13 protein-coding genes are annotated in these 14,549 nt (G+C 56.9%); 6 read left to right on the top strand and 7 right to left on the bottom strand.

Translation table 11 applies throughout. The annotated features are described in order from the left end of the window. Positions 1-185 precede the first annotated feature (185 nt). Both FJ959_RS13410 and FJ959_RS13415 read left to right on the top strand, forming a co-directional pair. A complete protein-coding gene (locus FJ959_RS13410; protein ID WP_224704878.1) occupies positions 186-1,274 on the top strand; it encodes a class I SAM-dependent methyltransferase in 1,089 nt (362 codons plus the stop codon). A 536-nt stretch (positions 1,275-1,810) separates the two neighbouring features. Continuing rightward, positions 1,811-4,432 carry an EAL domain-containing protein gene (locus FJ959_RS13415; RefSeq protein ID WP_224704877.1) on the top strand — a complete coding sequence of 874 codons (2,622 nt, stop codon included), beginning with the start codon at positions 1,811-1,813 and terminating at the stop codon, positions 4,430-4,432. 651 nt (positions 4,433-5,083) lie between these two features. Here the strand turns inward: FJ959_RS13415 and FJ959_RS13420 are convergent. After that, positions 5,084-5,296, bottom strand: coding sequence for a hypothetical protein (locus FJ959_RS13420; RefSeq protein WP_224704875.1), 213 nt, complete (start codon positions 5,294-5,296; stop codon positions 5,084-5,086). 146 nt (positions 5,297-5,442) lie between these two features. Between FJ959_RS13420 and FJ959_RS31760 the strand changes: the two genes are divergently transcribed. Further along, entirely contained in the window at positions 5,443-5,613 is a 171-nt protein-coding gene (locus tag FJ959_RS31760; RefSeq protein ID WP_181172030.1) for a hypothetical protein, read from the top strand. Positions 5,614-5,984: 371 nt separating this feature from the next. Further along, positions 5,985-6,206 (top strand): DUF768 domain-containing protein, encoded by a 222-nt coding sequence (locus FJ959_RS13425; protein WP_140562268.1) that lies wholly within the window; start codon positions 5,985-5,987, stop codon positions 6,204-6,206. A gap of 411 nt (positions 6,207-6,617) precedes the next feature. On the opposite strand, the gene FJ959_RS32605 is transcribed toward FJ959_RS13425, so the two are convergent. The 6 genes from FJ959_RS32605 to FJ959_RS13445 all read right to left on the bottom strand — a co-directional run bounded on the left by FJ959_RS32605 (position 6,618) and on the right by FJ959_RS13445 (position 12,226). Next, the gene (locus FJ959_RS32605; protein ID WP_140584628.1) at positions 6,618-6,974 is read right to left on the bottom strand and encodes an EF-hand domain-containing protein; all 357 of its coding nucleotides are present in this window, start codon (positions 6,972-6,974) and stop codon (positions 6,618-6,620) included. Positions 6,975-7,434: 460 nt separating this feature from the next. After that, positions 7,435-7,611 carry a hypothetical protein gene (locus tag FJ959_RS31765; RefSeq protein ID WP_181172031.1) on the bottom strand — a complete coding sequence of 59 codons (177 nt, stop codon included), beginning with the start codon at positions 7,609-7,611 and terminating at the stop codon, positions 7,435-7,437. Beyond that, positions 7,602-7,772, bottom strand: a complete 171-nt coding sequence (locus tag FJ959_RS31770; protein WP_181172032.1) for a hypothetical protein — start codon at positions 7,770-7,772, stop codon at positions 7,602-7,604. Before FJ959_RS31770 ends, FJ959_RS31765 begins: the two co-directional genes overlap by 10 nt. A 173-nt stretch (positions 7,773-7,945) precedes the next feature. Beyond that, positions 7,946-8,311 (bottom strand): response regulator, encoded by a 366-nt coding sequence (locus tag FJ959_RS13435; protein WP_140584665.1) that lies wholly within the window; start codon positions 8,309-8,311, stop codon positions 7,946-7,948. Positions 8,312-8,417: 106 nt separating this feature from the next. Beyond that, a complete protein-coding gene (locus FJ959_RS13440) occupies positions 8,418-11,102 on the bottom strand; it encodes a PAS domain S-box protein (RefSeq protein ID WP_140584666.1) in 2,685 nt (894 codons plus the stop codon). A 365-nt stretch (positions 11,103-11,467) separates the two neighbouring features. Continuing rightward, positions 11,468-12,226: a Crp/Fnr family transcriptional regulator gene (locus tag FJ959_RS13445; protein WP_224704873.1), complete on the bottom strand. Its 759-nt coding sequence runs from the start codon at positions 12,224-12,226 to the stop codon at positions 11,468-11,470. A gap of 513 nt (positions 12,227-12,739) precedes the next feature. On the opposite strand from FJ959_RS13445, the gene FJ959_RS13450 reads away from it, so the two are divergent. Next, positions 12,740-13,066, top strand: a complete 327-nt coding sequence (locus tag FJ959_RS13450) for a low affinity iron permease family protein (protein WP_140562275.1) — start codon at positions 12,740-12,742, stop codon at positions 13,064-13,066. 93 nt (positions 13,067-13,159) lie between these two features. Next, positions 13,160-14,410 (top strand): phospholipase D-like domain-containing protein, encoded by a 1,251-nt coding sequence (locus FJ959_RS13455; RefSeq protein WP_246679065.1) that lies wholly within the window; start codon positions 13,160-13,162, stop codon positions 14,408-14,410. Positions 14,411-14,549: the final 139 nt, after the last annotated feature.

The raw sequence follows: 14,549 nt of genomic DNA on the forward strand, positions 1-14,549 counted from the left end.
CTGGCCCGTTCAGATCCGTTGCCGACTTGCCGAAATCGATCATGTGATGCTCGTTGGCATGAGGGGCACTCAAATGCGCTGTTGATGAGGCAAACCGACCCGATCCGATCAGGTCCGCGCGGGTCGTCGCAGACGAGCGGAAACAGTTCCCTCGTTGAGCATGTCGCTGGCGCTCTCTTCCGAGCTTGCAGAACTACTGCCAGGCGAGCGTCGGCAACTGCCTGCTTTTTAAATCATCATCAACTCAGTTCGAGCAACCTACACCTTCCTCAGACCCCGCCGCTGTCTCTGCGATTATGGGCTTTGCGAACTGGCACACCGTCCACCGACCTCAGATTGACGCACGGCCCTTTCGCTGCAAAGATATTAACCACTTGTTTACCAAGCATCAGCAAGCGCTGACGATCGGAGGGGGTGTGGAATCGTTTCTGGGTACGAACCGCCTTAATTGGGATGATCGGGCCGAACTGCATTCGACTGACACAACGGGCAGCTACCAGATCGAAAACGTGCTGGCAGGAGGATCCAATCTCTATGAGCTTGAGACGAGCGAGCTCGGTAATATTGTCGGCAAGGATATCATCCATCTACAATGTCACATTGGGCTCGACACGATCAGCTTGAAAAATCTCGGCGCGCGCAGCGTGACCGGCCTCGACTTTTCATCAACTGCCATCGCCGCTGCGCGGGATTTCGCTTCCAAGGCAGGCACCGATGTGCGCTTCGTGGAAGCGCCGCTATTCGAGGCAGTCGAAGCGCTTGGCCGGACCTTTGACGTCGCTTACGTGACTTGGGGTTCGGTAAACTGGCTCGACGACGTGGGCCGGTGGGCGCGAGTGGTTGCCGATCTCCTGCGACCCGGCGGTCGGCTCTATATGGCTGAGGGTCATCCGTTGATGTTCCAGTGTGATCGCAAGGCCGCGGCACTCGAGTTGAAGCACGACTGGCGAACGCCCATAGCTCAGCCGCTCGCCTGGAACGAGGAACTTACCTATACCGGCGACGACCGGCGCTTGAAGCATCCTCGCTACTATGAGTGGATTCATCCCATCAGTGATGTCGTGAACGCCCTGATTTCAGCTGGGCTCACGCTCGATTTTCTGAATGAGCATGACACGGTTTCGTGGCAGCACTTTTCATTTGCGGTGAGGGCCGGCAAGAATATGTACGGCTTGCCAAAGAACTCTCCCAGGATTCCGATGGCCTATTCCATCGGCGCGACGAAGCGAAGCGCCGGTATGATCCCGTATCTCGCCGCTCCTAAAACCATGTGACGGTATGGATCCCGCTTAAACGACTGTCGCCTGCGGTCAGGGTTCTTTCCGAGCACAGGGCTCTTGCTACGACGCGCAGTCGAAGGCACCCGCCTTTGCCGAGCACCGGCTGGTCGGGTTTTGACGGCGATCTGGTTTGCAAGGCGAACGCCCTCACCTTGAGTGTAGCCGTTTCCTAAATCTTGCGTATAGGCCAGCCGCGCCGTGGAGCGCGGCTTATAAGGGGTTCACAACAGCCCAGGTTCGTGCCGTTTTCGCCGGTCTTCTCTGATTGCGGTCAGGGCAGGTGACGAAATCGCTTGTCGACGATTCCCATCAATATCAGTGTTGTCATCGGTGTCGTCGGCAGCGTGAAAACGTCGAGGGACCGGCGTCGACCCGAGATGACATCAACGTCGGAAGTGCAAAGTTTTCAGGAGTGTGAAGTTTAAAATTAAGCAATGAACGCTAGTGTTGGAGCAACGAGTCCATCCGAACACCGGAACCACACAGGGAGTTCCACCCCATTGCCCCTTTTCGGCGCTAGGTTCGGCGGGATGAAGGATGCCGTTTTTTCTTCGGTGAATATTCCGGCCGCCATGGCGGTCTTGGTTATTGCCATCAGCGCAGCATATGCGGACCATCAAAACAAAATTGTTTCGGACCAAGCCGCCCGCGCGGATGTCCTGGTCAAGGTAAATCTGATCCGCGCCAAGCTGGAAGGTAACATCAGCGGAAACCTTCAACTTGTGCATGGACTGGTCGCGACGGTCGTGACGGAACCCTATATGGGACAGCAACGCTTTGCTTCTCTCGCGAGAAACCTGTTCAGCGAAAACTCACAATTGAACAACATTGCCGGCGCGCCCGATCTGGTCGTTTCCTTGTTGTACCCGCTGAAGGGCAACGAGAGGGCGATGGGCCTCGACTACCGCAAGGATGATTGGCAACGCAAGGCCGCGCTAAGGGCGCGAGACGAGCGCAAGTTGATTCTTGCCGGCCCCGTCGACCTGAAGCAAGGAGGCCAGGGCTTCATCGGCCGTTTTCCGGTTTTCGTGTCGAGTGCGGGCAACAGCGAAAGATTTTGGGGCATCATATCCGCAGTCGTCGATGTGCAGCGCCTTTACAAAGCGAGCGGCCTGTTTGACGATGATCTCGGGATTGATATCGCGCTCATAGGGAGAGATGCCCTTGGCCCAAGCGGAGTTCAATTTTTCGGCTCTGCAGACATCCGCAAAAGCAATCCGGTGACGGCCGAAGTTCTGCTTCCGTCCGGCTCGTGGCAGATCGCAGCCGTCCCCAAAAACGGCTGGCCTTCGACGCCCAGCAACGCTTGGCTTTTGCGTACCATCATGGCCGCGGCCGGGGCGCTGATCCTGATCCCATTCCTGGTAGCAGGTCGGCTGCTTGGTGAAAGGCAGCGCAATTATACGGAACTGCGTCGATTGTCCCGACGCCTAGAACTTGCTCTGGAGGCGTCAGCCATTGGCGTTTGGGAACATGATCTCGCGACCAATGACCTGTCGTGGGATGATCGTGTCAACGAAATATATGGCAAGCCCAGCGATGGAGGTCCTCGCGGTTATTCGGATTGGGCGGGCGCAATACACCCTTTGGATCTGGCCCGCGCCAACGCAGATTTCAACAGTGCTGTGGCCAGCGGCGGAACATATTCGTCGGAGTACCGGATTGTCCGTCCAGGTGGTGAAATCCGTTACGTCCGATCCAAGGCCACCATATACCAAGCCCCAAACGAGACGCCCAAGATGATTGGCGCGGAATGGGATGTGACGGCCGACGTCCTGCTCAACAGCGACCTGGTTCGCGCAAAACAGCTGTCGGAGACGAAAAATGCAGAACTCGAGTCTGCCAAGGCGCGCATAGAGCATATCGCACTTCACGACTCTCTGACGGGTTTGCCCAACCGTCGTTACCTCGACCAGGTACTGAAAGACTACGCAGCAAAAGCTAGGCGAGACTGCGGTCATGTGGGCCTGCTTCACATCGACCTCGATCGGTTCAAGCACATCAATGATACACTTGGCCACGCCGCGGGTGACGCGATGCTGGTTCACGCATCTACCGTGCTGCGATCCAAGGTAGGGGAGGGGGGCTTCGTCGCTCGTATTGGCGGCGACGAATTCGTGGTCCTGTGCACTGTGCAGCTTACTAAGCAACTGGGGCTGCTGGCTGACGACATCATCAGCAAGATGAGCGAACCTGTTTACTACCAAGGCCACCGATGCCGCTTTGGTGCTAGCGTGGGGATTGCAGTCGAGAACGACAATGACATTGAAGGCAAGCATCTGCTGGTGAATGCCGATATCGCGCTTTACCAAGCAAAGACGCGTGGGCGCAACCGGTATGATTTCTTCACCGAGGTCATGCAAAGCGAGATCGTCGACACCAAGCGGATTGCCGACGAAGTTCTCGGCGGCCTGGAGCGCAATGAGTTCATAGCCTTCTACCAGCCTCAATTTAACGCAAAAACCCTCGAAATCGTCGGCGTGGAGGCGCTCGCGCGATGGAGACACCCAAAGCGGGGAATTTTAGCGCCGGATGCCTTCCTAAGGATTGCCGACGAGTTAAATGTCGTCTCGATGATCGATCGATCCATACTGAACCAATCACTTTCAGACTTTGCAAAGTGGTCCAATGCAAATCTCCATATACCACGCGTATCGGTCAACGTTTCAGCGCGACGTCTTCAAGATGAGGAACTCATAAAGAGCTTAAGAAAATTAAATATCAAAAAAGGAACGATTTCGTTCGAACTTGTAGAGTCTATTTTTCTGGATGGCAGCGATGATTTGATTGCATGGAACGTCAATCAAATAAAGGAACTCGGTATCGATATAGAGATAGATGATTTCGGCACGGGCTATGCCTCTATAGTCAGCCTGCTCAAGCTGCAGCCTCGCCGGTTGAAAATAGATCGACAGCTGATTATTCCAATCGTCAAATCTCCGCAACGAAGGCAGGTTGTGTCGTCGATCATTGAGATTGGCAAGTCCTTGGGTATCGAGATTATAGCAGAAGGTGTCGAGACTATGCAGCACGCACGGATGCTTGGAGATTTGGGCTGCGACATACTGCAAGGCTATGCCTTTGGTCATGCGTTGGATTCCGAGGGACTACAACTCTTTGTTCAGTCTCGGCGCCTGCGCGCAGTCAGCTAAGTGTCAGACGCGGCCCGGGGTTCAATCGGTGGGCGATATCCAACAATGCTGCGCCATCGCTTTAGCCCTGTCGACGAGTTCGCCGGCAATTAGGATCACCGGATCCAGCGCGGGTGGCGGTTTCCTCAGTGGACCCACGACAGGCCGAACAGGGCCGGGCTGGGGCAATGCGGGTGTCCACCGGCGTCTATAAATGCCTTTCCCGATTGCCGAAAACCCGGAAACTCTAGCCGCATCCGAGTATGCCGGTTCGCGCCACCCCGCTTGCGGCCATGATGTAATCGGCGTCGTCCAGATTGCAGGGCTCCTTAGTTTGCGTAAGCGGCAGCCTTTCGCCTCTTTTGCAACGAGCAGGTCTGGCGGTCATTGCTTCTAGTTCGACAATAATCCGCGTAGTTCGATAGTTAATCCGCGGGCATCGATGGCACGCCGTCCATGTTCTGGCGTCAGGTCGGGTGATGCGCGGCGATAGAGCTTCGTGCTGGCCGCGCTACTTCTCATCGAAGGATGCCTTCGCTGCTAGCGAGCGCGGCTCCTTCGGCCATTCCCAATCAGTTCCAGGAGCATGTCCTTGCGGTGCTCCAAACGGATTCCAGACGGCCAGGACGCGCGGTCAAACGGCCTCGTACCTCGCCCTTTATTCAAGCCGCTTCAGTGAGCTTTGGGCTCAATCAGGTCGCGAAAAACATCAAACCAGAAATGAAAATCGGCTGTCCGCCCAGCGAAATGTGCTTCCATGCCGCAGTAGACCACTGCCGTTGCCGCGTCTGGGCCATAGAGTTCCCGGGCCGCACTTGCAGCAGCAATTAGGTCGGCTGTATCCGACAGCATTAGGTCGCGAGTTGCGTCGATCCTTGAAGTCATTTGGTAGTTCTGTGGCGGTGATGCGTCTCGTCAAGAAGGGCGGCCAAATTCGGCAATAATAATCCGCCCACTTGCTCCGGCCGGCGTTTTTTTTTTGCCTGTCGAAACCAAACCAGCGCTGCCACGTTCGGCCGTAGGAGGTTTCGATGGAAGATGACGGCAGCGAACGGGAAGACCAGGGCATGCGGCTTCTTGCTCGGCGGCTGGCTAAAGAAGTCGGCATCTCGGAACGCCAGGCGCGTGACCTGATCAAGCTCATCGGCCCCGATTGGAATTCATTGCTGCGGGAGGCGAGGTTTTTGAGAGACCGCAATTAAGGGACGTCATGTGTTCAAGCAATACGCGGTTCGCGGCCAGAAATCGCCGGTATGCCGACGCGAGCAAATCGCCAGGCGTGCTGTTCTCACTGACCCGGCCTTAGCACCTCCTGCAGGTCGGAGCCGAAGGCGCTTTCGCTGGAGTGAAAAATTGAATATGTGGCAGCCATGGAAGTTATTTTTCCGGGAAACGGGATTAGCGGAACCTAAGATCTCCCCGCAGCTTGTTGCGGAATGGACGATCGAACCAAGCCTGAAAAGGTGGTGCCTCCGCCGCCGCCCGGATGGCAGAACGGCAGGGGCATTTTGATAGCGGTCTCAGCGGTTGTGGTTGGGGCTTGCGCGCTGTTCATCTGGTGGTTGTTCTCTCGATGAGCACGCGTGGAACCAACTTCCTTCACAAATGGATATCAAGCAACGTCCCGGAAACAGTCGGGGCGGATGTCAGCTCGGTTGCCCAACTCACCCAGAAGCTTTTTTCGGATGCGAAAGCGGCTGGCATCAGCAGCACAGAAATCGAGGAAGATACCGTCAGTTTGTACAACGCAATCCTTGACGCAATAGTACACCATGAGGCCGGCATGGCGGATTGAGGGAACGTCTGAATCTCTCCGCCTCATCGCCAGATCAGCCGTCCTTGCCGCCCCGGTTCACCTGTGACCGGGCTTCTCATGCCAAATGAGAGCTGCCGCAGGCCGCGCATGGCCACCTCCGGCCGCAGGCCAGGTGGACAAATGGTCCTCTTCGCGGCCGTGTTCCCGGGACTTGGCGGGCCGAGACCGGATAGCTTTGGCGCCCGCGCAATTTTTTTGCCTCGAATTCCAACATGGGCGCTCGTTGCGGCGGCGCTTGACGCATTTCGAGGACCTGTTCGGTGATGCCTGCTCGGCAAAGTATCGGCCCAGACGCGGTTTCGAGGAATCGCGCTTCCTGGCGAACATACCACCATGGTGGACCATACAATCGCGGCCGTCACCCGATCACGAGGCAAGTTCGCAGCGCTACTACTGCATGTCTCCACCTCCACGAGCCTGTGAGAAGGATTGAATCTCCTCGAGGTCAATCCTGCCATCGCCGTTCTCGTCGACGGCGTCAAATATCCGCCCGATCACGTCCTGGATCTCGCTGTGCGAAAGGGCTCCATCGCCGTCGGCGTCCATTATCGCAAACATTATTTGCATACGGGCAAAGTACATCATGCGGGGCCCCATGCGATCAGCCTTTCGAGATATCCTGCCCGCCTCGCGAGGCCCTTGTGCGATGTCCCGGTGCCAATCTTTGCGGCGCGGAGGTCCTCCTTCGGTACCGCCATCTCCCTGCTGTTTTTCCTGCAACATCTCGTCGATCATCTGGCGCATCATTTCACGCGTCTGGTCGTCGATATGTCCGGTGGGGCCGGGGGCGGCGTGGATCCAGACTGCTGCGTTGGCAGTTTAAGGTCCGGTGTCCCGCTCGTCTGGGCCATCGCCGGCAAGCTCAACAAGACCAAAGCAGCGGCAACTGCCGCCGGCCCGCATTGCACTTTCATCGGATTCTCCTTCCTTGGATGGTTGTGCCAAACTTTGGCATTCACGGCCAAACTTGCTCCTCAAACTTTGGTTCCGATTCGCACGCTCGGCTAGCAGCCGAGTCAGATGCCTCGGTCCTTTCCGACTGACGGTCCGCGATGTTCAGGTCGGGCAACGGGGGCACCTTCGCTTGCGTCTGGAAAGCGGTCGTCGACGGCATCCATTCAAGAAGAGCGGCTCCGTGCCGGCGCTGAGAAGCTAAGGAGGACTCGGCCAAGCCGGGAGCCTCGGGGTGCGCGAACGGCCCCGGGTTCTAACTGCCGACCGAAAAAGCGCCGGTCAGAACGAGGGCGAGCAGCCTGGAGCAGACATCGCCGAGAGACGGGCAGGACATCGAACACGCATAGCCGGTGTGCAGCCTCTCCAGCGATCTATGGTAGTCGGCCCACCACGGGCCGATATTGACGGTCGGGAGATTGGCTAAACCCACTCTGCGACGTCCACCGTAAGGTGTCCTTCCATGCGGGCGTGTTTGCGTGCGACGATGTCGAGACAGCGTTCGGCGGCTTCGCCGAAGAAGCTCATATCGGAAATCCCCGCGACAAGTCCGAGCAGCCAATGATTGTAGGCCCAGTTAATTGGCTGAGACACCAGGCCTTCTGGGTTGTCAGGCCAGGCAAAATGGATTTCGGTGGTCTATATGCGTACAGTCCCAATAGATCAGCCGGCCAGCTTGGAGCGTACCAATTCGCGACTGCAACGAAGATTGCGTCGGTTAATTTCAAAGCCAGGGCTCCGCCAGCACTGGCTGCCGGTCGTGACGCTCAGCCTTTGTTGTCGAGCTCCTGCAAACCCCTTTGGATGGCTTCGATGAGCATCGCCGTAGAGTAGGGTTTCTGAACCCAGCCGAGTGGTCTTGCCGCTTCGGCTCGAAGCTTTACGTCGCGGTCAGCGTGCGCGGTTGCAAAGATGCACCGTATGCCGAAGTCCCGGTAGAGTTCCAACGCTGCGTCAATTCCGTCCCGCTTGCCAAGCAAGCGGATATCCATCAGGGCAATCGCAGGCTGAGCCGAGCGCGCAATTATGATGGCCTCCTCGGCTGTACTGGCTATCCCAGCCAAGACAAAACCTGCATCGCCAAGACTAGCCTCGACATCGATGGCGATGAGGTAGTCGTCTTCGACGATCATGATGGATGGTTTGCCGGAAACTCTCGCTTCTGCACCAGTCCCATCGTCTCTGGAGAAAACTAGCTGAGGTCTGGATGGTCGGCTCGAAACCCCCGTCCGGCTTGTCTCAACTATTGCCGTTTTTAACGTCAAAGCCGTTCTCCCCGGGAGCCTGAGAAAAAATCACGATGCAACGAGACGGATCTCGCTCAACTTCGAGAATCCCACCAATCTGTCGCGCCAATCCCTCAACCAACCGCAAACCTGACGAGGAATGACGCACCGCCCTCAGATCGAAACCTGAACCTTCATCCTCTACCGTCAACACCTGCTTTTGACCGTGCTGCTTGATCCCAACCCGAATAATGTTGCTTGCCTTGCCCGCAGATCCATGTTTGACGGCATTGACCAAAAGCTCATTGAGTATGAGCGCAAGCGGCATCGCGATATCGTTGGGCAACTGGATGGGATCGGCGTCGCAAACGAGTTGGACGTTCGCTGGAAACACCTGCTTTGTCGTTTCGCAAATAGCCCCGAGAAAAAGTGGCGCGCTGAAATTGGATGCATCTGGCGTGTCGTAGAGGACACGTTGAGCCGCAGCCATGGTCGCCACTCGCTTGCTTGCCTCGTCGAGCGTCTTGCGTGCCTCCGAATTTTGACTGGTCCTGGCCGCTACCGAAAGCAAGGACTTCAACATCATCATGTTGTTCTTAACGCGATGGTTGAGTTCGTTAAGCAGGATCCGCTGTTGTGTCTCAGCTTGCTTGCGCTCGCTGACGTCGACCAGCATGTTGATGCCGCCGACAATTTCTCCAGCTGCATCCCGCATCGGTGTCGGATAGGGAATGAATGGAATCCGCGTGCCGTCCGGCCGCTCGGCAATTGCCTCAACTCCCCGGACCGGCCGCCCTTCACGAAGGGAAACAGCCATTGGACACTGGTCGTGAGGAAGTGGCGTTCCATCTGGCCAATAGAGCTTCCAGGTGACGCACCATTCATCACTGCCGATCACCGGCGTGCGGCCGGCGAGTTCGACCGCTGCCTCATTGAAATAGGTGATCTTGCCCTGCTCGTCGGTCGTGTAGATTGCAGCAGGGATGGCGGCGAGAAGATCCTGAAGGTGACGTTCACTGTCGCGCACCTTTGCTTCCGCGATTTTCTGCGCAGTTATATCCCGGGCAATTTTGGAGGCGCCAACGATACGGCCCGCTGCGTCTCGGACAGGCGATATCGTCAGAGAAATGTCCACTAGCGACCCATCCTTGTGGCGCCGGACTGTTTCGAAATGATCGACAATTTCGCCCTTGCGTATCCGACCCAGGATGAGCGGCTCCTCTTGCAGCCGATCCGGAGGGATGATGATCGTGATGGGCTTGCCGAGCACTTCCGAGGCCGAATAGCCGAACAGGCGCTCAGCTCCGCGATTCCATGTCAAAATGATCCCATTCAAATCCTTGCTGACGATCGCGTCATGGGAAGACTCCACGATTGCTGCCAGCCTCTGAGCAGCATTTTCGCCCTTTATGCGTTCGATGCCGAAACCGAGTTGACGAGCGATGGTCCGACCCGTTTCAATCTGCTGTTCCGAATACTCTTGAGGCTGGTCGAAGTAGGCCATGAATTTGCCCAGAAGCCGTCCACCTTGTGTGATCGGAATGAAGTAGACCGCACCGATGCCCTCAGTCCGGATCGCTTGTTTCAATTCTTCCGGCAAATCCGCTTGCTGTGCATCGTCGACACAGATCGGCTGCGGATCTTGGCTCTGCGCTGACCAAGGCGAGTGTCCTTCCACCGCTACGCGGTAAGTGTCGGACAGGCCACGCCAAGCCACAAACTTCATGCGCCCGTTTTTATCCAACAGCAATATCGAAGCACGCTGGCATTGGAGCGCACGTTGGATTGCATCGAGCGCCGGCGCATACACATCCTCTTGCGTGCGCGCATGCTGCAGCATTTCGGTGAATCGATGTATCGCACCCTGCTCCTCGGCACGTTTGGCAAGCGCCGCCTCAACCCGCTTGCGCTCGCTGATATCGTGCTGAACACGTACAGCGTATCGAAATGACCCGTCGCAGTCATGAACGCTCGACGAATTCACAACAGCCCAAAAAACTGATCCATTCTTGCGAACAAATCGCTTTTCAAGTGTGTAGCTGTCGATCTCGCCAGCCACTTGCCGTCGATACTGCTCGCGATCTGCTTCAGCATCGGCGGGAAAGGTGCGGTCAAAAATCGATCGCCCAATCAGCTCATCCTGCGAGTAACCCAAAAGGTCACACAGATAGGAATTTACCCGCAGCAGCTGGCCTTCGGCGTTTGCTTCCACGATACCTGCGGCAGCGTTCTCATAGGTAATGGCAAGCCGCCGCTCCTGTTCGCGTATCAGCTCCTGCGCCTTGACCGTTTCAGTCACATCGGTGGTGATACAGCGGGTATTGAGAAAACGGTCACCCAATGCGCGAACGTTGGAGGTTATTTCTACCCAGCGGATCGAGCCATCTTTGGCCCGCAGCCGCGCGCGGTGGTTTTGAAGTTCCTCCCGCCGGGACAGGCGGTCCAATATGTCTGCAATAGCAACCGGATCTGCGTGAAATTCGCGAATGTTGCGGCCTACATATTCCTCGGCCGTGAATCCCAACATTTGCAATTCTGCGCGATTGGCACGCAAGATGGTGCCATCTTTCCCGACGAAGTGAAGTGCGATGGCGGCATTCTCGAAGAAATCCTCAAACTCATTGGTGAGTATCGGGTCGGGCACCTCCGAGAGAGAGGCTATCTCGTCGACTTGAGCAGGAAGAACCCCTTGCTTCATTTGGTACCCCGTCTCCCACAAGCCCCCTCAAACGCTTGTGGGGATGAAAAGTTCCAAACTGATCGCTTTAATCGGCGCCAGACGCATCAGATCCGTTAACCCAAGGTGCATGAACATCGCGGATCCCATGCTTGAGGGCCGCCCGGATAGGTTCAAATGCAGCAGAGGAGCCAGAAGAAATCGCCTGCCGTGCGGCCCGAAGCACTATGCGTCGGCACGATTGTGCACGGGTCGAGGTGGTTGAGCAGTGCGTCGGCAATTTGCCCGTTGGGGTCTTCCACCTGCCTCTCAAGCCGAGCGTGCCGTGCGCCATTGCTTGGGCCATCATTGCTGCTGGAGACGACGAAGCCCGCGAATAAAAGTCTCTATCGCGGCTCTTTGCGAAGGTTGAGATAAGTCGCATCGAACTCAGCGGCTCGCGCCAAGCGATCCCAGTTCGTGATGGTCACCACCTTACGCTGCCATGTGATAAGGCCAGCACGGCGCAATGCCATGAGCGTCCGATTGAGATGGACAACAGACAGCCCGACCGTATCCGCCAGCATGCTTTGCGTGACAGGAAATTCAAATGACCATTCCCGGGTCAAGCCGACGACCTCCATGCGCAGGAACATCTCGCAAATGATGTGCGCCAGGTGGGCCTCTGCGGACCGGCGCCCGAGGCACGCGATCCAAACCCTCTGGATGGCGGCATCCACCGCCAATACCGTTGTCAGCACGCGGAACAGGTGCTGGTGGGTCTCGGTGATCCGACGCAGCGTATCATGCCCGATGAACGCCATGCGAGTTGGCGCCAAAGCAACGACGTTGTGGTCCATAACGTGCAACAGGAATGCATGCAGGTCCACGAAGTCGCCTGGAATGTGGAGGGCCGTTATCTGGCGCCTGCCGTCGGCGAAGGTGACATTTCTTCCCGTGATCCCCGAGACGATAACGCAGCTCTCCTTGGGTTCGGAGTGCTCCACGACGATTTCGTCGTCGACTTCGTAATCACGCACGCGCCAGGGGCCGTCCTGAAGTACTGCCCGGTCTTGGACCGTGAGATCGTCCCGTCGCTCCAGCACCTTGAACAACACGGATAAATCGAAACCTGATCTGTTCGGCAGTATCATCTCACCTGGCAAGGGGTTACCTCCTTAATGTCGAGCGGGCTCAAAAGCTCAGGTCAGGTAGTATCGTGTCCCATACCTCACCCCATCACTTGGAAGTAGTCACGTTCCGAGAATCGCCGAGTGTCGGACCAATATGATGGTACGACTGTCTGCGGGGTCGAAGGCGGCAAGCTAGCGATTCATTTTTTTCGCACGGACATCACAGTGGCGTCACCGAGCGCTCGCCCGCGTGCTGCACACCACCCACGCCGGCGAAGACAAGCTGCATCTCCCCTCATGATCTCCACCTAAAGAACGTAAAGCTGCACGACGCCGAAGGTTCCGCCACACATGAAGAAGGCTTCATATCTTGCCGTGGAGCGACACCTTCACGCCGCCGCATCCGACCATGGTCACCAAGTTCCGGGTTCGTCCTAAACTGTGGCCACCCAAGATGTCGGATCAGCTTGCGGCAAAACCTTCAAGCACGTTTGCAGAGCTTGGGCCAAGAATGGGAACCCGCGTTGCAGTCGAAAGTTCTTGATGATGGCAAATCACCCGATCACGAGCGTGCTCACCTCAATCGGCACATTGACCTCTCGGCCGGCAGCATTCCTGGTGTTGCTGGCTTACGCCGCCCTTTGGCTATTTTTCGACAGGGAAAGTTTGAACTGGCATGGCGCGGCGACCCTGTTCACCTGGGCCATGACACTGTTCATTCAGCGCGCAGAGCATCGCGACACGCAGGCGATCCATGCCAAGCTGGATGAGATGTTGCGAACGAATAGCTCGGCATCAAACATCACCAGAATCGATGATGAAGAACCAGAGGAAATCGAAAAGCATCGCACTCGTAAACAGCAGGGCGATTGAGATGTGCCAAGCGGACTCGCGGCGCCACGGGCGGGCGCGGACCCAGTGAGGTTTGGCCTAAATCTGCGAAGGCTGCTCAAGGGCCTCAAATACGTGGCCGTTGCCGTCGTCGCCAGCCTGATCACGTTGCTGAGCATAAACTTGGCACCAGAGCCACGCATTTTGCGAACGCTTGTGCCGCACCGTTTCGACGCGGCGGATCCTGAATTTGTCAGGAGCATGAGCAGTTATTCGCAAGGACAGCTGTTCGAATCAAACTCGGTACAAACCCTTGTCAACGGAGATGAGATCTTTCCTTCGATGCTGCAGGCGATCCATGCGGCTCGCTCTACAATTGATTTCGAGACCTATATCTATTGGTCGGGGGTCGTCGGTTATGAGTTCGCGAGCGCGTTGGCAACCAAAGCCCGAGACGGTGTCGAGGTCCGTGTGCTCGTTGACTGGGTCGGCAGCCTGCCTTTTGATGAAGAGCTGATCGAGATCATGACAAGCGCCGGCGTGCGGTTCCAGCGCTATAGACCTATCCATTGGTATACGTTGGATCGTGTAAACAACCGGACCCATCGCAAGCTGCTGATCGTCGACGGGCTGGTCGCGTTCACCGGCGGCGTCGGTATTGCCGACAACTGGCTCGGAAACGCCCGCAACCCAGATGAGTGGCGCGACACGCACTATCAAGTCAAAGGACCCGCAGTGTCTGCCTTCCAGGCGGCTTTCGCGGAAAACTGGTTGGAAACGGCCGGGGAGACATTGCAGGGTGAGAAGTTCTACCCACCCTCCGAACCTGCGGGGACGCTTGGAGCTCAGTTGATTCTATCCTCGCAGCCAAATGGCTCGGAGAACATGGAACTGATGATGCTGGCCGCGATAGCTGCCGCCAAGGATCATCTTCGCATCGGAATGGCCTATTTCGTGCCTGACGATATTGCCCTGCAGCAGATCCTGGACGCCAGGAAACGAGGGGTAGCAGTCGACGTGATCGTGCCCAACTGGCTCACAGACGTGCCCCTGGTCCGAAAGGGCTCGCGGTACTTCTGGGGCGACTTGCTCAAAGCTGGGGTCCGGATCTTCGAGTTCCAGCCAACGATGTATCATCCCAAACTCCTGATCGTCGACGACGTCTGGACGAGCTTTGGCTCTGCCAACCTGGACGAGCGCTCTTTGCGACTGAACGACGAAGCCACGCTGAATGTCTACGGCCGGGATTTTGCCAAAACGCAGATCGACCTGTTCAGCCAGGATCTTGCGCGATCAAGGCAGATCAGTTTGGGCGAATGGGAAGCGCGCCCCCTGACCGAAAAAGTATCGGACTGGCTGGCCAGCAGACTACACTCGCAACTCTAGAGCCTCTTGGTGGGCGAGTCCCCGCAAACGGCATCTGCGCCCGTCAAATGGCTAATATGGTGCGCCACGCGCAAGAATGGGAGCAACCCCGCAATAACACCGAGCGAATTGCTCAAAACGCGCCCTGCAACTTCATCGG

The sequence above is a fragment of the Mesorhizobium sp. B2-2-4 genome, from assembly GCF_006442375.1.
GTDB lineage: Bacteria > Pseudomonadota > Alphaproteobacteria > Rhizobiales > Rhizobiaceae > Mesorhizobium.

Excerpts from the sequence above, each read along its gene's own strand:
- FJ959_RS13425 (WP_140562268.1), top strand. The coding sequence starts at position 5,985 with ATGAGCACGCGTGGAACCAACTTCCTTCACAAATGGATATCAAGCAAC.
- FJ959_RS31760 (WP_181172030.1), top strand. The coding sequence starts at position 5,443 with ATGGAAGATGACGGCAGCGAACGGGAAGACCAGGGCATGCGGCTTCTT.
- FJ959_RS13420 (WP_224704875.1), bottom strand. The coding sequence starts at position 5,296 with ATGACTTCAAGGATCGACGCAACTCGCGACCTAATGCTGTCGGATACA.
- FJ959_RS13450 (WP_140562275.1), top strand. The coding sequence starts at position 12,740 with ATGGCAAATCACCCGATCACGAGCGTGCTCACCTCAATCGGCACATTG.
- FJ959_RS13440 (WP_140584666.1), bottom strand. The coding sequence starts at position 11,102 with ATGAAGCAAGGGGTTCTTCCTGCTCAAGTCGACGAGATAGCCTCTCTC.
- FJ959_RS32605 (WP_140584628.1), bottom strand. The coding sequence starts at position 6,974 with ATGATGCGCCAGATGATCGACGAGATGTTGCAGGAAAAACAGCAGGGA.
- FJ959_RS13435 (WP_140584665.1), bottom strand. The coding sequence starts at position 8,311 with ATGATCGTCGAAGACGACTACCTCATCGCCATCGATGTCGAGGCTAGT.
- FJ959_RS13415 (WP_224704877.1), top strand. The coding sequence starts at position 1,811 with ATGAAGGATGCCGTTTTTTCTTCGGTGAATATTCCGGCCGCCATGGCG.